Origin of the sequence: Pseudomonas sp. BJa3 (assembly GCF_026343815.1) — a bacterium.
In the GTDB taxonomy this organism is placed as follows: Bacteria; Pseudomonadota; Gammaproteobacteria; order Pseudomonadales; family Pseudomonadaceae; genus Aquipseudomonas; species Aquipseudomonas soli.
Window position 1 is genome coordinate 66,538 of the sequence record NZ_JAOXMC010000005.1, and the last position, 20,501, is coordinate 87,038.

Sequence of the window (20,501 nt, forward strand, 5' to 3'; positions counted from 1 at the left end):
GCAAGCGCAGGTGTGAAGCCCGGGAAGACACTGTTTGCCTGTGACGGCCATCGCGGGGCAAGCCCGCTCCCACGCCAGCCCGCCAGGGTGGCCCAATGTGGGAGCGGGCTTGCCCCGCGATGGGCCGAAAGCCTGTTCGAGGAAGCCGCCATGAACCTGTCGCTCTACCTGCTTACCGTCCTGATCTGGGGCACCACCTGGATCGCCCTGAAGCTGCAACTGGGTGTGGTCGCCATCCCGGTGTCGATTGTCTACCGCTTCGCCCTGGCCGGGTTGATCCTGTTTGTCTTGCTGCTGCTCACCCGCCGCTTGCAGCCGATGAACCGACGTGGTCACCTGGTGTGCCTGGCCCAGGGCTTGTGCCTGTTCTGCGTCAACTTCATGTGCTTTCTCACCGCCAGCCAGTGGGTCGCGACCGGCCTGATCGCCGTGGTGTTTTCCACTGCCACCCTGTGGAACGCGATCAATGCGCGGGTGTTCTTCGGCCAGAAGATCGCTGCCAATGTGCTTGGCGGCGGAGCCATGGGGCTGCTGGGGTTGGGGCTGCTGTTCTGGCCGGAGCTTTCTCATCATGCCGCCAGCCGCGAAACCCTTTATGGCCTGGGCTTGGCACTGCTTGGCACGCTGTGTTTCTCCGCCGGCAACATGCTCTCCAGTGTGCAGCAGAAGGCCGGGCTCAAACCCATGACCACCAATGCCTGGGGCATGGTTTATGGCGCGTCGATGCTGGCAGGGTATTGCCTGTTCAGGGGGATCCCCTTCGATATGGAGTGGAACACGCGTTACATAGGCTCGCTGCTGTATCTGGTGATCCCGGGCTCGGTGATCGGCTTTACCGCCTACCTCACGCTGGTCGGGCGCATGGGGCCGGAACGGGCAGCCTACTGCACCGTGCTGTTCCCGCTGGTGGCGTTGAATGTGTCGGCGTTTGCCGAGGGGTATCAATGGACAGCGCCGGCATTGTTGGGGCTGGTGGCGGTGATGGCGGGGAACGTGCTGGTGTTTCGCAAGCCCAAGCCCAGGCCTGTGGAAGGGGAGCTGGCAGTCAAGTAAAGGCGCCTTGTCGCAGTCTGCGGTGGAAACAGACTGCGACGGGGCCAGGCGCTCGGGCTGAACGACTCAGCCTTTCCACACTTGTGGATTCACCAGGTCCTGCGGCCGCTCGCCCAGCAACGCCGAGCGCAGGTTGTCGATGGCCCGGTTGGCCATGGCTTCGCGGGTTTCGGCAGTGGCCGAGCCGATGTGCGGCAAGGTCAGGGCGTTGGGCAGCTTGAACAGCGGCGAATCGGCCAACGGCTCCTTTTCGTACACGTCCAGGCCGGCGCCGCGAATGGTACCTTCCTGCAGCGCCTCGACCAGTGCCACTTCGTCAACCACCGGGCCACGGGCGATGTTGACCAGGAACGCGCTGGGCTTCATCAGCTTCAGCTCGCGGGCGCCGATCAGCTTGCGGGTGGCGTCCGACAGCGGCACCACCAGGCAGACGAAATCGGCTTCTGCCAGCAGCTCATCCAGGCTACGGAACTGCGCGCCCAGCTCTTGCTCAAGCGCGGCCTTGCGGCTGTTGCCGGTGTACAGAACCTGCATGTTGAAACCGAAACGGCCACGCCGGGCGATAGCCGCGCCGATGTTGCCCAGGCCGACGATACCCAGTTTCTTGCCGTGCACATCGCAGCCGAACTGCGCCGGGCCGACGGTGGCCTGCCAGTGGCCGGCCTTGGTCCAGGCGTCCAGCTCGGCGGTGCGCCGGGCGCAACCCATGATCAGGGCGAAGCCCAGGTCGGCGGTGCTTTCGGTGAGCACGTCGGGGGTGTTGGTCAGGGCGATGCCGCGCTCGTTGAAGTAGTCCAGGTCGTAGTTGTCGTAGCCGACCGAGACGCTGGACACCACCTCCAGCTTGCCCGCGCCTTCGAGCTGCGCCCGGCCCAGCTTGCGGCCGACGCCGATCAGGCCGTGGGCCTCGGGCAGCGCTTCGTTGAACTGGGCGGCGATGTCGCCCAGCTTGGGGTTGGGCACGATCACGTGGAAGTCGTGTTGCAGGCGCTCGGCCATGGCCGGGGTGATGCGGCTGAAGGCCAGGACGGTCTTTTTCATCGGGCTGCTTCTCTGCAAGGCGGGTAGGGGCGGTGTCGTTGCTTAGCAACCTACCATTGTCCCCCGCCCGAATGCACCGGCTTTTTCAGTTGGCGATCAGCAGCTCGTGGGTTTTCAGGTCGGCCTCGTGGGCGGCGAGAATCTCCGGCAGCGAGTTGCGCAGGTACTCGACCCAGGTCTTGATCTTCGCATCCAGGTACTGGCGCGACGGGTAGATCGCATACAGGTTCAGCTCCTGCAGGCGGTACTGCGGCAGGATCCGCACCAGGCTGCCGTCGCGCAGGCCATCGATGGCGGTGTAGATCGGCAGCACACCCACGCCCATGCCGCTGCGGATCGCGGTCTTCATCGCATCGGCGGAGTTCACCTGGAACGGCGAGCTGGTGATGTTGACCACCTCCTGCCCCTCGGGGCCGTCGAACAGCCATTTCTCCAGCGGGATCACCGGGCTGACCATGCGCAGGCAGGCATGCTTGAGCAGGTCGGCGGGCTTGTGCGCGAAGCCATGGCGCGCCACATAGTCGGGCGCGGCGCAGACGATGCTGTAGGTGATGCCCAGGCGCTGGGAGACGAACCCCGAGTCCGGCAGCTCGCTGGCCAGCACGATCGACACGTCATAGCCCTCGTCGAGCAGGTCGGGCACGCGGTTGGCCATGGTCAGGTCGAAGGTCACGTCCGGGTGCGATTCGCGGTAGCGGGCGATGGCGTCGACCACGAAGTGCTGGCCGACGCCGGTCATCGAATGCACCTTCAACTGCCCGGCGGGGCGGGCATGGGCATCGCTGGCCTCGGCCTCGGCTTCTTCGACGTAGGTAAGAATCTGTTCGCAGCGCATCAAGTAGCGCTTGCCGGCCTCGGTCAGCGCGATGCGCCGGGTGGTGCGGTTGAGCAGGCGGGTTTGCAGATGGGCTTCCAGGTTGGAGACCGCCCGCGACACGTTCGCGGTGGTCGTATCCAGTTGCGCCGCGGCAGCGGTGAAGCTGCCGAGCTGGGCCACGCAACTGAAAGCACGCATGTTTTGCAGGGTGTCCATGGGTCACTCTCGGTTTAGAGGACAAAATTGTGACATGAAGTAACGCTGTTTCGCTTCCGACTAAAGCCGGATTATCGCTGTTTTGGTAACAAAGATTCGCAGGAATATACGCTTATCGCCAATGAAACCCGCCCCTAGAATTGCCCGGCCCCTCCACCTCTTCCTCGGGAAATCGCAGCTGTGCCGCGTCGCAACATCAGAGCGCTTAGCGCGCTCAGTGCCTGTGCCCTTAGTCTCACCTTGAGCGGCTGTATCGGAACCTGGGGTATCGCCCCGCAGAGCAAGACCCTCCAAGCCAACCAACTGACCACCGACGACGCCATCCGTGAGGCTGCGCGCGACGCCCACTGGCCGGCCCAGCAATGGTGGCGCGCCTATGGCGACGCGCAGTTGAACGACTGGGTCGCACTGGCATTGGCCGGCAGCCCGAGCATGGCCATGGCCGCCGCGCGGGTGCGCGAAGCCAAGGCCATGGCGGGCGTGGTGGAGTCGGCGGAAAAGCTGCAGGCCAACGGCAACGCCACCCTCAAGCGCCACAACTGGCCGGAGGATCAGTTCTACGGCCCCGGCGCGCTGTCCGGCGCCAACACCTGGGACAACAACGCCGCCATCGGCTTGAGCTACGCCCTGGACCTGTGGGGCCGCGAGCGCAATGCCAGCGAGCAGGCCGTGGACCAGGCGCACATGAGCGCCGCCGAGGCGCGCCAGGCCCAGTTGGAGCTGGAGAACAACGTGGTGCGCGCCTACATCCAGCTCAGTCTGCATTACGCCCGGCGCGATATCGTGCGGGCGGAGCTTGCGCAGCAGGAGCAGATCGTCGCCCTGGCCAAGCGTCGCCTCGACGGTGGCATCGGTACCCATTTCGAAGTCAGCCAGGCCGAGGCGCCGCTGCCGGAAACCCACCGCCAGATCGATAGCCTCGACGAAGAGATCGCCCTGACTCGCAACCAGCTGGCGGCCCTGGCCGGCAAGGGGCCGGGGGAGGGCGCGAAACTGCAACGCCCGACCCTGACCCTCGCTGCGCCGCTGAAACTGCCCTCGAACCTGCCCGCCGAACTGGTCGGCCAGCGTCCCGACGTGGTCGCCAGCCGCTGGCAGGTGGCGGCACAGGCCCGTGGCATCGACGTGGCCCATGCCGGGTTCTTCCCCAATGTCGACCTGGTCGGTGGCCTCGGCTTCATGGCCACCGGGGGCGGCCCGCTGGAGTTCCTCACCGGGCGCAAGTTCAACTACAACGTCGGGCCGGCCATCAGCCTGCCGATCTTCGATGGTGGCCGCCTGCGCTCGCAACTGGGCGTGGCCTCGGCGGGCTATGACGTGGCCGTGGCGCGCTACAACCAGACGGTGATCGGCGCGTTGCAGAACATCTCCGACCAGCTGATCCGCCGCGAGTCGATGAAGGAGCAGGCGCACTTCGCCGCCGAATCCGTGGCCGCCGCGCAGAAGACCTACGATATCGCCACCGTCGCCTTCCAGCGCGGGCTCACCGATTACCTCAACGTGCTGAACGCCCAGACCCTGCTGTTCCGCCAGCAGCAGGTGCAGCAGCAAGTGCAGGCCGCGCGCCTGGTGGCCCATGCCGAACTGGTCACTGCCCTGGGCGGCGGCCTGGAGGCGGGCAAGGATGTGCCCGATCAACAGCGCCAGGCCGCACCGAAAACACCAGCCACCCTGGCCATCTTCGACACGCCGGACCACGCCGAATGAGCACATCGAGCTTGCCCTTGCGCTGGCTGCAGAGCCTGGAGTGGCGCCGGGGGTTCTTTGCCTGGGCGCGTACCGACGGCGTCACCTGGGTCTATATCTTCAAAGTCCTGGCCGCCGCCTTCATCACCCTGTGGCTGGCCATGCGCCTGGAGCTGCCGCAGCCGCGCACGGCGATGATCACCGTGTTCATCGTCATGCAGCCGCAGAGCGGCCATGTGTTCGCCAAGAGTTTCTACCGGGTGCTCGGCACCCTGGCCGGCTCGGCGATGATGGTCGCGCTGATCGCGATCTTCCCGCAGAACACCGAGCTGTTCCTGCCCAGCCTGGCTCTGTGGGTCGGCCTGTGCTCGGCGGGCGCCATGCGCTACCGGACCTTCCGCGCCTATGGTTTCGTGCTGGCCGGTTACACCGCGGCGATGATCGGCCTGCCGGTGCTGCAGCACCCCGACCAGGCGTTCATGGCGGCGGTGTGGCGGGTGCTGGAGATCGCCCTGGGGATTCTCGTTTCGACCTTCGTCAGCGCCGCGATCCTGCCGCAGTCGGCCAGTGCCGCCATGCGCAACGCCCTGTACCAGCGCTTTGGCGTGTTCGCCGGGGTGGTGGTCGAGGCCCTGCGCGGCGACAGCCAGCGCGACCGTTTCGAGACCAGCAACGTGCGCTTCGTTGCCGAGGCGGTGGGCCTGGAGAGCCTGCGCAACGTCACCGCCTTCGAAGACCCGCACATGCGCCGCCGCTCCGGCCGGCTGGTGCGGATGAACAGCGAATTCATGGCCATCACCACGCGTTTCAACGCCCTGCACCGGTTGCTCGAGCGCCTGCGCGCCCGTGGCCCGCTGCAGATCGTCGGCGCCATCGAGCCCGGGCTGGCCACCCTGGCCGAGCTGCTGCAGCCCTATGTCGGCCGGGCGCTGACCGACGCCGACGCCTTGCGCCTGGCCCTGGAGCTGGGCACCTACAAGGAAGGCCTGCAGGCCCAGGTGCGTGGTCTGCGCGCCGAGTATCTGCAGACCAACCCCAGCGAGTCTGACCTGCTCGATTTTCATACCGCCTTCGAGCTGCTGTACCGCTTCGTCGACGAGATGTACAGCTACGCCGAGACCCACGCCTCGCTGGCCGTGCACAAGCACGAACGCGAACAGTGGGACGAACCTTATGTGGCCCAGACCAGCTGGCTGGTATCGCTCGCCGCAGGGGTGCGCGCCTCGGCGGTGCTGTTGCTGCTGGGCAGCTACTGGCTGCTCAGTGACTGGCCCAGTGGCGGCATGATGACCCTGATCGCCACGGTCACCGTGGGCCTTTCGGCGGCATCGCCGAACCCCAAGCGCATGGCGTTCCAGATGGCCTGCGGCACGGCGATCGGTGCCTTCGTCGGTTTCTTCGAGACGTTCTTCGTGTTCCCCTGGATCGACGGTTTCGCGTTGCTGTGCATGGTCCTGGCGCCGGTGTTCGTGCTCGGCGCATTCCTCGCCTCGCGCCCGGCCTATGCCGGTTACGGCCTGGGCCTGCTGGTGTTCTTTGCCATCGGCTCGGTGCCGAACAACCTGACGATCTACGACCCCTACACCTTCATCAACGACTACATCGGCATGGTCATCGGCATGTTCGTCTGCGCCGCAGCCGGGGCGATCATCCTGCCGCCCAACAGCCGCTGGCTGTGGAGCCGCCTGGAGCAGGAGCTGCGTGAGCAGGTGCTGTTCGCCATCGGCGGGCGCCTGCGCGGCCTGGGCTCGGCCTTCGAAAGCCGTACCCGCGACCTGCTGCACCAGGCCTACGGCCTGGCCGCCGGCAAGCCGCAGGTGCAGAGCCAGCTGATGGGCTGGATGTTCACGGTGCTGGAGATCGGCCACGCCATCATCGAGCTGCGCAAGGAGCAGGCCCGCGCCCCGGTGCACCCGGCCTACGCCGAGTCGCAGCCGTGGCGCCAGGCCATCCGCGTCATGGGCCGGGCCCTGGCGCGGTTGTTCCTGCAACCCAGCGCCAGCAACCACGAACGCGCCCTGGTGGCGGTGGACCATGCCATCAGCCGCGTGCAGGCCACCGATGAACCTTTCGCCCGGCACTTCGACACCTCGGTGTTGCGTCGGGCGCAGAGCTACCTGCACTTCATCCGTTCCTCCCTGCTCGACCCACAGTCGCCGCTGGCTCCGGCGAAAGGATCGCACGATGCTCCGTGAAACCATGCCCCGAGAGATCGCCTTCCATGGCGTGTACATGCCCACCATGACCTTGATGTTCCTGTTCGCCCTGGGCCTGGCCTGGGGCCTGGACCGGTTCATCGCCAGCCATGATGGCTATCGCTTCTTCTGGCACCCGGCGCTGCTGCGCCTGAGCCTGTTCGTTTGCCTTTTCGGCGCCCTGGCGCTGTCGCTCTACTGGTGAGAGTCCTGCAATGAAAAAGTTCTTCAGCCTGATCGCCACCCTGCTGGTGCTGACCGCTGCCGTGGTGATCGGTCGCCAGTTGTGGCTGCACTACATGACCACGCCGTGGACCCGCGACGGCCGGGTGCGCGCCGATATCATCAACGTTGCCGCCGATGTGCCAGGCTATGTGGTGGACGTACCGGTCAAGGACAACCAGCGGGTGAAGAAGGGCGACGTGCTGATCCGCATCGACCCCGAGCACTACCAGTTGGCGGTGGAGCAGGCCAAGGCGCTGGTGGCCTCGCGCAAGGCCACCTGGGAAATGCGCAAGGTCAACGCCAGGCGCCGCGCCGACATGGACAACCTGGTGATCTCGAAAGAGAACCGCGATGACGCCAGCAATATCGCCAGCTCCGCCCTGGCCGACTACCAGCACGCCCAGGCCCAGCTGGCCGCCGCCGAACTGGACCTCAAGCGCACGCAGATCGTTGCCACCGTCGATGGCTATGTGACCAACCTAAACATCCACAAGGGCGATTACGCCCGCACCGGCGAGGCAGTGATGGCGGTAGTGGATGAGCAGTCGTTCTGGGTGTACGGCTTCTTCGAGGAAACCAAGCTGCCCCACGTCAAGGTAGGCGATGTGGCCGAACTGCAGATGATGAGCGGCGAGCGCATCAAAGGGCATGTGGAGAGCATCGCCCGGGGGATCTACGACCGCGACAACCCGCAGAGCCGCGAGCTGATCGCCGATGTGAACCCGACCTTCAACTGGGTGCGCCTGGCGCAGCGGGTGCCGGTGCGGATCCATATCGATGAAGTGCCGGAAGGTTTCCTGCTGGCGGCGGGGACCACCTGTACCGTGGTGGTCAAGCCGAGCGAGGGCTGATCCGAGTACGTCATCGCGGGGCTAAGTCTATCGCGGGGCTTCAGCCAACTTCAGTCGGCACGCCTACCAGAACCGGTATCTGTATCCGATCGATCACCTTGGCGCTGATCGACGGATCGAGCAGCCTGCCTAGCCGTGACAGGTGGCGGTGGCCGATGATGACCAGTTCGCACTCCAGCTCCCGGGCCTTGGCGACGATCGCCTCCACCGGCTGGCCGGCGACCATGCAGCCCAGGCTGTCGAAGCCGGCGTCGCGCAGCATGCTCACGGCGGTGTTCACGGCGTGCTCGGCCTGTTGCTGTTCGTCGCAGGCGGCGGGGTATTCCTCCAACTCATCTTCGGTGTAGGCCGTGCGGTGGTCGTGCACGGCGAAGGTCGAGTCGATGGCCAGCAGCACATGCAGGGTGTGCTCGCCGGGGCGGCAGTAGCGCTGGGCGAGGGTGAGCAGGCTGGCGGCTGCCGGAGAGGCGTCGATGGCGATCAGAACCGGATGGGGCATGGGCAATCCTTTGGAGAATGGATGGCAGTGCTGCGCTCATCGCCAGCAAGTCGCAACGGCGAACCGCGGTGCCCGCAGGGAGATGCGCTGCCTGCAGGCACTGCGGTTCGCCGCCGCGGCTTGCCAACGATGAGGCCACACCATTGTCGGTTCATTGACCTCTACGGATAAATGGTCCCCCACGCACGGCGCCATTGCGTCAGACGCAATCGGCCAACCTGTTACCATCGCGTTTCCCACAGCTGTCACGGAAAACGGCCATGCAACTCCCGGACATGAACCTGCTCGTCGCCCTCGATGTGCTGCTCGACGAAGGCAGCGTGGTCGGTGCCGCCCAGCGCATGAACCTGAGCCCGGCGGCGATGAGCCGGACCCTCGGGCGAATCCGCGAGGCCATGGGCGATCCGATCCTGGTGCGTGCCGGCCGTGGCCTGGTGCCGACACCGCGAGCGTTGGCCCTGCGCGAACAGGTGCATGGCTTGGTGGAGCAGGCTGGCCTGGTGTTTCGCAGCCGCGATGCCGTGGACCTGGCCAACCTCGACCGCGCTTTCAACATCCGCACCAACGACCTGTTCATTGCCCTGTATGGCGCACAGTTGCTGCGCATGATGCTGGCCCAGGCGCCGCGCACGGTGCTGCGTTTCGTGCCCGAGGGCAGTGGCGATGACGATGCGGTGCTGCGCAACGGACAGATCGACCTGATCATCAGCTCGGCCATCGAACTGGGGCCGGAGATCAAGGTGCAGAGCCTGTTCAACACCTACTTCGTCGGCCTGGCCCGTGAGGATCACCCGATCTTCGATGCTCCGATCACCCCCGAGCGTTTTGCTGCCTACCCGCAGATCAGCGTGTCCCGGCGGGGGCGGGCCAACGGGCCGATCGACGTGTCGCTGGCCAACTGCAAGGTGGAGCGGCGAGTGGCGCTGATCACCACCAGCTTCCATTCGGCGATGTTCTCGCTGCCGGATTCGGACCTGATCCTGCCGATACCGGCCAACATCCTCAACAGTGTGCAGCGCTTGAAGCTGCCGTTGCGTTCGTTCGAGATCCCGGTGCCGCTGGAAAAGGTCAACGTGATGCAGGCCTGGCATCCGCGCTTCGACAATGACCCGGCGCACCGCTGGTTGCGGCAGACGCTGAAGGCTTGCGGCAGCATCGATCCTTGATGGGCAATGTTTTGCGTTCCATAGCCGGCAAATCAATCTGGATTGCGTCTGACGCAACATAAAGCTGCCAACAAGTCAGTTTTCGTCAGTATTCGACCTTCTTAGACTTCACCCAGCCCTTAAAATGTTGCTGGAGATGTCTATCCATGAGTTCCCTGACCGCGCCTTCCGCCGCGCTGGCCGCCGCCCCTGCGCCGGCCGCCCCCGCGCAGACGGCGTTCGGCCTGCGGGTGGTGGTCGGGCTGTTCGGCGTGTTGCTGGCGGTGCTGTGCGCCGGGCTCAACGAGGCGGTGACCAAGATTTCCCTGAGCGACATCCGTGGCGCCATGGGCATCGGTGCCGACGAAGGCGCCTGGCTGCTGGCGGTTTACAGCGCCGCTTCGGTCTCGGCCATGGCCTTCGCGCCGTGGCTGGCCACCACCTTCTCGCTGCGCCGCTTCACCATGACCGCCGTTGGCGTCTTTGCCGTGCTCGGCCTGATCCAACCCTTCGCCCCCAACCTGCACAGCCTGATGTTGCTGCGTGTGCTGCAGGGCTTCGCCTCGGGCGCCTTGCCGCCGATGCTGATGAGCGTGGCGCTGCGCTTCCTGCCGCCGGGCATCAAGGTCTATGGCTTGGCCTGCTATGCCCTGACCGCCACCTTCGGGCCGAACCTCGGCACGCCGCTGGCTGGCCTGTGGACCGAGTACGTCGGCTGGCAGTGGGCGTTCTGGCAGATCATCCTGCCGTCGCTGCTGGCAATCGCCTGCGTCGGCTGGGGCCTGCCCCAGGATCCGCTGCGCCTGGAGCGCTTCAGGCAACTGGACTGGCGTGGGGTGTTGCTTGGCTTGCCGGCGATCAGTTGCATCGTCCTCGGCCTGTCGCTGGGCGACCGCTGGGGATGGTTTGATTCGCCGCTGATCTGCTGGCTGCTCGGTGGCGGTGTGCTGTTACTGGTGCTGTTCATGTACAACGAGTGGTCCGAGCCATTGCCGTTCTTCCAGTTGCGCATGCTCTCGCGGCGCAATCTGAGCTTCGCCCTGGTGACCCTGGCCGGTGTACTGGTGGTGTTGTCCGGTGTGGGCAGCATTCCTTCGGCGTACCTGGCGCAGATCCAGGGCTACCGCCCGGCGCAGACCAGCCCGCTGATGATGCTGGTGGCCATGCCGCAGCTGCTCGCCCTGCCGCTCACCGCAGCGCTGTGCAACATCCGCGCGGTGGACTGCCGTTGGGTGCTGGCGGCGGGCCTGGCGATGCTGGCGGCATCGTGCGTGGGTAGCAGCCTGCTGACCTCGCAGTGGATTCGCGGCGACTTCTATCCCTTCTACCTGCTGCAGGTGTTCGGCCAGCCGATGGCGGTGCTGCCCCTGCTGATGCTCTCCACCAATGGCATGACCCCGCAGGAAGGCCCGTTCGCCTCCGCCTGGTTCAACACGGTCAAAGGGCTGTCGGCGGTGATCGCCGGCGGCCTGCTCGACGCCCTTGGCACCCTGCGCCGGCATTTTCATTCCAACCACCTGGTCGACAGCCTGGGCAACGCGCCGCTGATCGACGACAACGCCGCTGGCCTGGCCAAGCGCATCCATGAACAGGCCCTGGTGCTGACCTCGGCCGACCTGTACCTGGTGATGGCAGGTATCGCCGTCGCCATGATCTGCCTGATCCCCTTCGTGCCTACCCGGATCTTCCCACCGCGTGCGGTGGCCTGAAGCCGGGGCTGAATTCGAGATAGAAAGATGACCAACAACCGCAAGACGCTCTTCATCGGCTCGGCACTCGCCGTGGCCGTGCTCGCCGCCCTGGTCGGCCCCTGGATGTTCGGCAGCGATCATCGCCAGCGCACCAACGACGCCTACGTGACTGCCGACTACACAGTGGTGGCGCCCAAGGTGGCGGGCTTCATCAAGGAGGTGCTGGTGGAGGACAACCAGCAGGTGAGTGCCGGCCAGTTGCTGGCGACCATCGATCCGCGCGACTACCAGGCCGCGCTCGACGCCGCCCAGGCGCAACTGTTGGTGGCCAGGGCGCAGAGCCTGGATGCCCGCGCCACGCTCGAGCGCCAGGCCTCGTTGATCGCCCAGGCCGAGGCGGCGGTAAAGGCAGCCCAGGCCGAGGCGGCCTTCGCCGACCACGAGGTGACCCGCTACAGCCGCCTGGCCGAGCAGGGCGCCGGCACCGTGCAGAATGCCCAGCAGGCGCGCAGCGGCGTCGACCAGGCCCGTGCGCGGTTGGCCAACAGCCAGGCGGCGCTGCTGGCCACGCGCAAGCAGGTGGACATCCTCAGCGCCCAGGTGGCCAGCGCCGATGGCCAGCTCAAGCGTGCCGAAGCCGGGCTGGAAAAAGCCCGCCTGGACCTGTCCTACACCCGTATCACCGCGCCGGTCGACGGCATGGTCGGCGAGCGCGCCCTGCGCATCGGCGCCTACGTCAATCCGGGGGCGCGGCTGCTGTCGGTGGTGCCGCTGGAGCGCGCCTATATCGTCGGCAACTTCCAGGAGACCCAACTGACCCATGTGCAACCGGGGCAACCGGTCAGTATCAGTGTCGATACCTTCTCCGGCGAACAACTCCACGGCCGTGTCGAGAGCATCGCCCCGGCCACTGGGGTGACCTTCGCCGCCGTGAAACCGGACAATGCCACCGGCAACTTCACCAAGGTGGTGCAGCGTATTCCGGTGAAGATCGTCTTCGATGACGGCCAGCCGCTGTTGGCGCGCCTGCGCGTGGGCATGTCGGTGGAAGCGACCATCGATACCCACGGCGACACGCTCGCCGGCAAAGAGGTGACTGCGCGATGAGACGCCTGAGCCCTCTGTTGCTGGCCATGCTGCTGGCCGGCTGCACCCTCGGCCCGGACTTCCACCGTCCGGACAGCGAGGCGCCCAAGGACTGGGCCGAGCTGCAAGGCGCTGCCGCGTCCAGCCAGCCGGTGGCCGAACCGCTGGAACTGCGTTGGTGGGACAGCTTCCACGACCCGCGCCTGAGCGTGCTGATCCAGAAGGTCACAGAGCGCAACCTCGACCTGCGCATGGCCAGTGCCCGCCTGCTGCAAAGCCGCGCCCTGCGCAGCAGCGTGGCGGCGGACGAGCTGCCGGCGGTGGACGTGAACGCCGGGTACAGCCGTGCGCGCAACAGCGCCGAGGGGCTGAACGACCCGTCCGGCAAGTCTGGCAAGTCGGCGTACAACCTCTGGCAAGGCGACCTGGTGGCCGGCTGGGAACTGGACCTGTGGGGGCGTGTACGCCGCCAGGTCGAGGCCGCCGACGCGAGCGTCGAGGTGGCGGAGAACGATCGCCGGGGCGTGCTGCTGGCCTTGCTTGCGGAAACCGCCGGCAACTACATCCAGTTGCGTGCCGTGCAGCACACCCTGGACATTACCCAGGACAACCTCAAGGTTGCCCGCCACAGCCTGAAGTTGTCCGAAGGCCGCCAGGCGGAAGGGGTAGCCACCCGCCTCGACGTGGCCCAAGCCAGCGCCCAGGTGGCCTCGATCGAGGCGCGCCTGCCGACCTTGGAAGCCCGTCGCGACGACCTGATCAACGCCCTCGGCCTGCTCGCCGCCGAACCGCCACGCAGCCTGCAGCGTGAGCTGCTGCAAGGCGGCGAGCTGCCCGCGCCGCAGCAGCGTTTCGCCATCGGCGTGCCTTCGGAGCTGGCCGAGCGCCGGCCGGACATTCGCCAGGCCGAGGCCCGCCTGCATGCCGCCACCGCCAGCATCGGCGTGGCCAAGGCGGACTTCTACCCGAGCATCCGCTTGTCCGGGAGTGTCGGTTTCCAGGCCATGCAACTGTCCGATTTCGGTGGTTGGGATTCGCGGCGGTTCGCCTTCGGCCCGCAACTGTCGCTGCCGATCTTCGAGGGCGGGCGGCTCAAGGGCACCCTGGAGCTGCGCGAGGCGCAGCAGCAGGAGGCGGCGCTGAACTACCGCAAGGTGGTGCTCGGTGCCTGGCACGAGATCGACGACGTGCTGCGCCTGTACAACGCCAGCCAGCTGCGCCGTGATCATCTGGCCGAGGCGGTGCGGCAGAACCGCATCGCCCTGGAGACCGCGCAGCGCCAGTATGTGGAAGGGGCGGTGGACTTTCTCAATGTGCTGACGGTGCAGGGTGCGCTGCTGGCCAGCGAAGAGCAGTGGATCGACAGCTCGGCGGCGGTGTCGCAGGCGTTGGTCGGGCTATACAAGGCACTGGGCGGCGGCTGGCAGGCGTTCGATCAGGTTTGAAAGGCATCGCGGGGCAAGCCAGCTCCCACGATGCCTTGTGTCGTCAGAGCGGTCGCAACAGACCGAAGCGTTTGCGCAGTACCCAATCCAGCAACCTCTGTGGCAGCACCCGGGCCATCAACGGCAGCGCCGTGCTGCCATTGCCGATACGTACCAGCGCCGGCACTGGCGACTTGCGCGTGGCGGCCAGCAGGCGTTGGGCAAACACCGCCGCCGAGGTCGGCCGGTCCTGCGACGCCCGCGCTCGGGCCTGTACCTGTTCGCGCAACGGCCACCATGGGGAATCGCTCGCCAATACCTGCTCGGCCTGTTGCTGGGCATTGCTGGCGAACTGCGAGGCGATCGCCCCCGGCTGCACTTCCATCACCCGGATACCGAACGGCGCCAATTCCAGGCGCAAGGCATCGGTGAGACCGTGCACGGCGGCCTTCGACGCGCAGTACGCGCCGGCGAACGGGGTGACCAGCACGCCCGAGACGCTGCCGATGTTCACCACCAGCCCACGGGAGCGGCGCAGCAGCGGGAACAGCGCGCGGGTTACGCCGACCAGGGCGAAGACGTTGGTTTCGAACTGTTGGCGCATGGCCTCGACACCGCCGTCGAGCAGCGGGCCCATGGCACCGTAGCCGGCGTTGTTGATGAGGATATCGAGGCCGCCGTGGCGGTCTTCCAGCTCGTCGGCAAGGCGGGTCAGTGCCTCGCCGTCATTCACATCCAGTTGCCGTGCGGCAAAGCCGGCGGCGAGCAGGGCGTCGACGTCGTCGGGCTTGCGGGCGGTGGCCCAGACTTCGTGGCCGGCATCGCGAAAGGCGTCGGCCAGGGCGCGGCCGATGCCGCTGGAACAACCGGTGATGAGGACGGTGGGCATGGGGTAGGCCTTAGGTCTGGGAGGGTCGTAATACCTGCCCCGGCCCTATCGCTGGCAAGCCAGCTCCCACAGGGATCACCGAAGCCCCTGTGGGAGCTGGCTTGCCAGCGATAGGGCCGGTACAGGCAATGAATCAATTGGCGAATGTACCTTGCAGATGCTCGGCACGAAACTCCAGGGTCTGCGGCCGATACCCCGAGCGCAGCGGCGGCAAGGGCAGGCAGTCGCTCCACTCGACGCCCGGCTGCAATTCGCCGGGACCACGGTAGCGGGGTGCTGCATAGGTATTCTCGGCAAGGTTCACGGTATCGCCGGGGGCATAGGCGGCCACGCGCCAGCGCAGCTCGGTGAGCGGCACCTTGTTGCCGTTCTTCATCCGTACTTGCAGGGCGCGGTCGGCGGGGCACTGGTCGGGGGCATAGCTCAGGCGAATGTCCAGGCGGGCCAGCTGCGAGGCCTCGCGAGTGTCCTGCCAGACCACGCCTAGTGCCACCAGGCCCAGGCCGCACACGGCGGCCAGGGAAATCGGCAAGGCCTTGGCGGGATAGCGCAGCAGCAGGACCAGCCAGGTGAGGATGAGCAGGGCGCCGATGATCATGGGAGTGCAGGCCTTGGTGGCGGGGGTTCGACCATCCTAGCCGCAAATTGGGCAGGCCTCCAAAACGCAATCGCGGGGCAAGCCCGCTCCCACGCCGGAAAACTGCGTGGAAGCGAGCTTGCCCCGCGAAGGTGCCCCAGGCTTACTGCGCGATGGTCTTCACCGAAACCCCACGCTCCACCGGCGTGGAAGTTCGCCCATACACATCCTCGAAGCGCTCGATGTCATCCTCGCCCAGGTAGCTGCCGGACTGCACCTCGATGATCTCCAGCGGGATCTTGCCCGGGTTGCGCAGGCGGTGCACCGAGGCGATGGGAATATAGGTGGACTGGTTCTCGGTCAGCAGGAATACGTTCTCGTCGCAGGTCACCTCGGCGGTGCCGGACACCACGATCCAGTGCTCGGCGCGGTGGTGGTGCATCTGCAGCGACAGGCTGGCGCCGGGCTTGACGGTGATGTGCTTGACCTGGAAGCGCCCGCCCATGTCCACCGAGTCGTACGAGCCCCACGGGCGGTAGACCTCGAGGTGATTCTGGGTCTCGGTCCGGCCCTGGGCGTCGAGGGTGTTGACCAGCTGCTTGACGCCTTGGACCTTGTCCTTGTGGGCGATCATCATGGCGTCCTTGGTCTCGACCACCACGATGTTCTCAAGGCCGATCACCGACACCAGCTTGCCATTGCCATGGATCATGCAGTTGTGGCTGTCCTGCACCACCACGTCGCCCTTGGTGACGTTGCCGTTGTCGTCCTTCTCGTGCACGTCCCACAGCGACGACCAGCAGCCCACGTCGCTCCAGCCGGCTGACAGCGGCACCACGCAGGCGCGCTGGGTCTTCTCCATCACTGCGTAGTCGATGGAGTTGTCCGGGCAGCAGGCGAAGGTGGCTTCGTCGATGCTCAGCACATCGGCGTCTTCGTCGCTGCGCTCCAGGGCCAGCAGGCAGGTGTCGTAGATGTCCGGATCGTGCTTTTTCAGCTCTTCCAGGAAACGGCTGGCGCGGAACAGGAACATGCCGCTGTTCCAGAAGTAGCCGCCGGCGCGGACGAACTCGTTGGCGCGTTTCTCGTCGGGTTTCTCGACGAACTGGGCGACCCGCGCCACGCCCTCGGGCAGCAGCGAATCCTGGCTGGAACGGATGTAGCCGTAGCCAGTCTCGGGCTTGGTCGCCGGCACCCCGAACAGCACCATCTCGCCGCGCTCGGCGGCCACGGTGGCCAGTGCCAGGGCGCGCTGCAGGGCCTTCTGGTCCTCGATCACGTGGTCGGCCGGGAGCACCAGCATCAGCTCGTCACGGCCTTCGTTGACCAGTTTCATCGCGGTCATGGCCACCGCCGGCGCGGTGTTGCGGCCGAACGGCTCCATGAGGATGGCCTGGGTTTCCAGCTTCAGCGCTGCCAACTGCTCCTGGACGATGAACTTGTGGTCCTTGTTGCAGACCACGATCGGGGTGTCCATGCCATCGAACACCAGGCGTTCGATGGTCTGCTGGAACAGGGTGTGTTCGCCGGTCAGCGCCAGGAACTGCTTGGGGAACTGCTTGCGCGACAGAGGCCACAGACGCGAACCGCTACCACCAGAAAGAATTACCGGGATCATCATGTTTCTCCAATAGTCGTTTAGAGGCAGGGGGATCAGTTGCTAGCCACGGGGCGAGTTACCCACACCGGCGACAGGCTGTTGCCGGAACCGGTGACATACAGCACGGCCGCTTCGCCGCGCTCCAGGGCGACGGGCTTGACGTCGCCGACTTTCTTGTCGCCTGCATACAGGGCAAGGTTGACCTTGACCGGGTTGATTTCACGTTCGCCACGGCCCTTGGCCGCCACTGGCTGGACCACCTCGGTCTTGCCGTCGGCGGTCTTCAGGCTCAGCGACTGGTCGCTGAGGTTCTGCACCCGCACCAGGGCCTTCTGCTTGTTCTTGAATGGTGGCTCCTCGATCAGCTGCGGGTTGCCGCCATTGTTGTTGACCAGGGTGTAGTACTTGTCGGCGGCCAGCTTGACCGGCACGCTCTTGCCACCGACCTGGGCGGTGTAGTCGCCGCCGGGCAGGAAGCTGAAGTCGCTGCTGGCCTGGGCGCCGACCTGCTTGATCTGGGTGTTGCCGACGCTGGCGGCGGTGGGGCTGCTGGCGGCGTTGTACAGGCGCACGAAGGTCGAGCCCTTCGGCGCGCTCGGGCCATAGAGGGCGGCATCGGCGCCAGCGAAGGCCTGCATCGAGGCCAGGGACAGGCCGGCGGCGAGGGTGAGGGCTTTGGCAATGGAAGTCTTGGTGGTCATGTGCGTGTTCCTCTCTATCTTCAGTGGTCCGTCCGGTTGGACGACAGGGCCAGGTTTTCTTCGGATTTGCGGGAGTTCTTCAGCTGTGCGATCCACTGCGGATCGAAGGCACTGAGGTCGTTCTTCATTGGCAGATACCGTTCAGGGAATTCCCACACCACGACCTGTGGCGGGGCATTTTTGAAAGCGTCGCTTTGCAGGTACTTGAGCATCGGCAGCAACGGCCCGTGGCCGTCTTCGGCGTAGTTGGCGACGTCGCTGCGCAGGGCCTGCTGCAGGGCGCCGAGGAAGTTCCAGTGCGGGTTGGCGCTGTAGCTGGTGCCTACCAGCGCCACCGGGATGCGGCTGTCGTCGAACAGCGCGTCGCCACCCTCGGCGCCCTCGGCCTGCACCGGATGGGTCTTGCGTTGTTGCAGGGTGTCGGGGCTGGGCAGCAGGTTGCTGAACAGCGGATCCAGCGGCAGGAAGTTGGTCAGGTCGCCCTTGTACGGCGCGCTGGCGCCGGCCTCGGTGATGTACGCCTGTGGCTCGCCGGTGAGCAGGTGCTGGCGGTCGACGGCTTCGGCCAGCGATTGCGCGACCACTTCGGCGCCCATCGGCGTCCAATGGGTGTCGGTACGCAGGAACACCTGGCCGCGGGCCTTGGCCTGCTCCAGCGGCGCCAGCAGGTCAGGGGCGAACACATTGGCCTGGCGCGCCTGGGCGTGGAACTGGTTGAACAGGTCGTCGTGCAGGCTGGCCGGTGTCTCTTTGCCGATGTATTCGGAATATAGGCGGGCCTTGGCCGGGACGATCGCCAGCACCAGTTGCACGCCCTGGCGTTGCAGTGTGTCACGCACCCCGCGCACCAGCGCCAGGTTGTCCTGCATTTGTTGCTGCGCGCCGACGGTGGGGTTGAATTCCTCGTCGGTGAACAGCCACTGGTCGCGGCCCAACACCACGCCAGGGCGGCCTTCGTTGAACAGCTTGAAGTCCAGCGCGGCCCACAGGTTGGTGCCGACGCGCTTGATCGGGAACTGCTCGTCGTAGTGGGTTTCGGCGGCCTTGGCCAGCTTGCCGTCGAGCAGGGTCATCTGCCCGGTGCGGTTGAAGCTTTCCAGCCCGCCGACCGACCATGCGCCCAGCCCGACGAGCAGGCCCATGAACGTCAATGAATAGGTGATGCGAAGTGTCCGGTTCATGATTCAGGCCTCAGAACTGGAAGTACAGGAACGGGGAGTAGCTCTGCGCCGAGAGCTTGAGTACCGAGGCGGCGAACAGCAGCAGGACCAGGGCGCGGGTCATGACCCGGGTCCAGTCCAGGCCCAGGGAACCATCGGCATTGACCTGCAGCGGGGTGCGCGGAGCTTGTTTCGGCGCGGCATTGCGGTAGAAGTCGCGCAGGCCGAAGAACGCCAGGGTGAGGTAGGCGACGACCAGCGTCGCGACCTGCAGGCCTGTTAGCTGGGCGCTGTTGATTTCCGACAGCTGCCAGTCGCCGAAGCTGAACATGGCGCCGTACATGCGGGCGGCCACGTGCAGGTTCTCGGCGCGGAAGATTACCCAGCCGACCACCACCAGCAGGAAGGTGAAGGCCCATTTCACCGGGTTGAACCGCTGCGGGTTGGTGTCCAGCCCCAGCGCGCGCTCGATGGCCAGCCACAGGCCGTGCCAGGCGCCCCAGATGATGTAGGTGAAGTTGGCGCCGTGCCACAGCCCGCCCAGCAGCATGGTCAGGAACAGGTTGCGGTAGGTGTTGAAGGTGCCTTTGCGGTTGCCGCCCAGGGTGATGTACAGGTAGTCGCGCAGCCAGGTCGACAGGCTGATGTGCCAGCGCCGCCAGAACTCGGTGATCGACTGGCTGATGTAGGGCTGCTTGAAGTTTTCCATGAAGCGGAAGCCCATCATCAGGCCCAGGCCGATGGCCATGTCGCTATAGCCGGAGAAGTCGAAGTACAGCTGCGCGGTGTAGGCCAGGGCGCCGAGCCAGGCATCACCTGTGGTGGGGTTCTGCAGGGCGAAGCAGTGGTCGGCGACCACCGCCAGGGTGTCGGCGATGAACACCTTCTTGATGAAGCCCTGCATGAAGCGGGTGCAGCCTTCAGAGAACTTGTCCAGGGTATGGGTGCGGTTGTTGAACTGGTCGACCAGGTCCTTGAAGCGCAGCACGGGGCCGGCGATAAGGTGCGGGAAGATCGCCACGAAGGCCGCGAAGTCGATCAGGTTGCGCGTGGCCGGGGTGTCGCCGCGGTACACGTCGATGATGTAGCTGATCGACTCGAAGATGTAGAACGAGATGCCGATCGGCAGCAGCACATGGGTGAGGATGAATGGCTCCAGCCCCATCGAGGTCATGATCGCATTGAGGCTGTCGACGCCGAAGTTGGCGTACTTGAAGTAGCCGAGGATGCACAGGTCGACGCCCACGCCGAGCAACAGCCAGCGCTGCGCGGGCTTGGTGCGCACGCCGGCGGCGCCGACTTTCAGGCCGATCCAGTAGTTCCACAGGGTGACCCCGGCGAACAGGGCGAGGAAGTCCACCCGCCACCAGGCGTAGAAGATGTAGCTGGCAACCAGCAACAGCAGGTTGCGATAGCGATTCCCGCTCACGTAGTACAAGCCGAGGAAAACCGGCAGGAACAGGAACAGGAACACGTTGGACGAGAAGACCATCCCGGTTCTCCTAGTTATGCACAGCACCTGGGGCACAGCGCCCCCCAAACCCCCCACGAAAATGCAGGGGAAACCTATACCTCTGTGGGAGCGGCGGTTCGCCGATGCGACTTGCCCCGCGATGGCGTCAGCAGGGCCAACACCATTGCCCAT

At 65.9% G+C, this 20,501-nt stretch carries 18 protein-coding genes; 9 read left to right on the forward strand and 9 right to left on the reverse strand.

Annotated elements, in window-relative coordinates; genetic code table 11:
• Positions 1-150: 150 nt before the first annotated feature.
• Complete coding sequence (locus tag OH705_RS07160; RefSeq protein ID WP_023631099.1) at positions 151-1,053, forward strand: DMT family transporter; 903 nt, start codon at positions 151-153, stop codon at positions 1,051-1,053.
• A gap of 66 nt (positions 1,054-1,119) precedes the next feature.
• Here OH705_RS07160 and OH705_RS07165 read toward each other — a convergent pair whose 3' ends face one another.
• Both OH705_RS07165 and OH705_RS07170 read right to left on the reverse strand, forming a co-directional pair.
• Positions 1,120-2,094, reverse strand: a complete 975-nt coding sequence (locus OH705_RS07165; RefSeq protein WP_267301611.1) for a 2-hydroxyacid dehydrogenase — start codon at positions 2,092-2,094, stop codon at positions 1,120-1,122.
• A gap of 85 nt (positions 2,095-2,179) precedes the next feature.
• Positions 2,180-3,127: a LysR family transcriptional regulator gene (locus tag OH705_RS07170; protein ID WP_023632830.1), complete on the reverse strand. Its 948-nt coding sequence runs from the start codon at positions 3,125-3,127 to the stop codon at positions 2,180-2,182.
• Between the two features lie 180 nt (positions 3,128-3,307).
• Here OH705_RS07170 and OH705_RS07175 point away from each other — a divergent pair, with 180 nt between their 5' ends.
• Genes OH705_RS07175 through OH705_RS07190 form a run of 4 tightly spaced genes read left to right on the forward strand, consistent with a single transcriptional unit; the run spans position 3,308 to position 8,084 of the window.
• Positions 3,308-4,834 (forward strand): efflux transporter outer membrane subunit, encoded by a 1,527-nt coding sequence (locus OH705_RS07175; protein WP_038706791.1) that lies wholly within the window; start codon positions 3,308-3,310, stop codon positions 4,832-4,834.
• Positions 4,831-7,008, forward strand: coding sequence for an FUSC family protein (locus OH705_RS07180; RefSeq protein WP_104444925.1), 2,178 nt, complete (start codon positions 4,831-4,833; stop codon positions 7,006-7,008). Before OH705_RS07175 ends, OH705_RS07180 begins: the two co-directional genes overlap by 4 nt.
• Positions 7,009-7,012: 4 nt before the next feature.
• A complete protein-coding gene (locus tag OH705_RS07185; RefSeq protein ID WP_008097766.1) occupies positions 7,013-7,213 on the forward strand; it encodes a DUF1656 domain-containing protein in 201 nt (66 codons plus the stop codon).
• Positions 7,214-7,223: 10 nt separating this feature from the next.
• Complete coding sequence (locus tag OH705_RS07190; RefSeq protein ID WP_104444926.1) at positions 7,224-8,084, forward strand: HlyD family secretion protein; 861 nt, start codon at positions 7,224-7,226, stop codon at positions 8,082-8,084.
• A 40-nt stretch (positions 8,085-8,124) separates the two neighbouring features.
• Here the strand turns inward: OH705_RS07190 and OH705_RS07195 are convergent, their stop codons facing one another.
• Complete coding sequence (locus OH705_RS07195) at positions 8,125-8,583, reverse strand: universal stress protein (RefSeq protein ID WP_094011739.1); 459 nt, start codon at positions 8,581-8,583, stop codon at positions 8,125-8,127.
• Between the two features lie 260 nt (positions 8,584-8,843).
• On the opposite strand from OH705_RS07195, the gene OH705_RS07200 reads away from it, so the two are divergent.
• The 4 genes from OH705_RS07200 (at position 8,844) to OH705_RS07215 (ending at position 13,950) form a co-directional block, all read left to right on the forward strand.
• Entirely contained in the window at positions 8,844-9,749 is a 906-nt protein-coding gene (locus OH705_RS07200; protein WP_038706789.1) for a LysR family transcriptional regulator, read from the forward strand.
• A 146-nt stretch (positions 9,750-9,895) separates the two neighbouring features.
• Positions 9,896-11,437, forward strand: a complete 1,542-nt coding sequence (locus OH705_RS07205; protein ID WP_038706788.1) for an MFS transporter — start codon at positions 9,896-9,898, stop codon at positions 11,435-11,437.
• 27 nt (positions 11,438-11,464) lie between these two features.
• A complete protein-coding gene (locus tag OH705_RS07210; RefSeq protein WP_102682104.1) occupies positions 11,465-12,526 on the forward strand; it encodes an HlyD family secretion protein in 1,062 nt (353 codons plus the stop codon).
• The gene (locus OH705_RS07215) at positions 12,523-13,950 is read left to right on the forward strand and encodes an efflux transporter outer membrane subunit (protein ID WP_267301619.1); all 1,428 of its coding nucleotides are present in this window, start codon (positions 12,523-12,525) and stop codon (positions 13,948-13,950) included. The genes OH705_RS07210 and OH705_RS07215 overlap by 4 nt, the downstream gene beginning before the upstream one ends.
• Positions 13,951-13,993: 43 nt before the next feature.
• Here the strand turns inward: OH705_RS07215 and OH705_RS07220 are convergent, their stop codons facing one another.
• The 6 genes from OH705_RS07220 to OH705_RS07245 all read right to left on the reverse strand — a co-directional run bounded on the left by OH705_RS07220 (position 13,994) and on the right by OH705_RS07245 (position 20,348).
• Complete coding sequence (locus OH705_RS07220) at positions 13,994-14,818, reverse strand: SDR family oxidoreductase (RefSeq protein WP_094011735.1); 825 nt, start codon at positions 14,816-14,818, stop codon at positions 13,994-13,996.
• Between the two features lie 133 nt (positions 14,819-14,951).
• On the reverse strand, positions 14,952-15,416 hold the full coding sequence (locus tag OH705_RS07225) for a hypothetical protein (protein ID WP_023632535.1): 465 nt from the start codon (positions 15,414-15,416) through the stop codon (positions 14,952-14,954).
• A 142-nt stretch (positions 15,417-15,558) separates the two neighbouring features.
• Positions 15,559-17,013, reverse strand: a complete 1,455-nt coding sequence (locus OH705_RS07230) for a mannose-1-phosphate guanylyltransferase/mannose-6-phosphate isomerase (RefSeq protein ID WP_094011734.1) — start codon at positions 17,011-17,013, stop codon at positions 15,559-15,561.
• Between the two features lie 35 nt (positions 17,014-17,048).
• On the reverse strand, positions 17,049-17,696 hold the full coding sequence (locus OH705_RS07235) for an alginate O-acetyltransferase AlgF (RefSeq protein ID WP_038706783.1): 648 nt from the start codon (positions 17,694-17,696) through the stop codon (positions 17,049-17,051).
• A gap of 20 nt (positions 17,697-17,716) precedes the next feature.
• Entirely contained in the window at positions 17,717-18,877 is a 1,161-nt protein-coding gene (locus OH705_RS07240; RefSeq protein ID WP_038706782.1) for an alginate O-acetyltransferase, read from the reverse strand.
• A 10-nt stretch (positions 18,878-18,887) separates the two neighbouring features.
• A complete protein-coding gene (locus tag OH705_RS07245) occupies positions 18,888-20,348 on the reverse strand; it encodes an MBOAT family O-acyltransferase (protein WP_267301625.1) in 1,461 nt (486 codons plus the stop codon).
• Between the last annotated feature and the right edge of the window lie 153 nt (positions 20,349-20,501).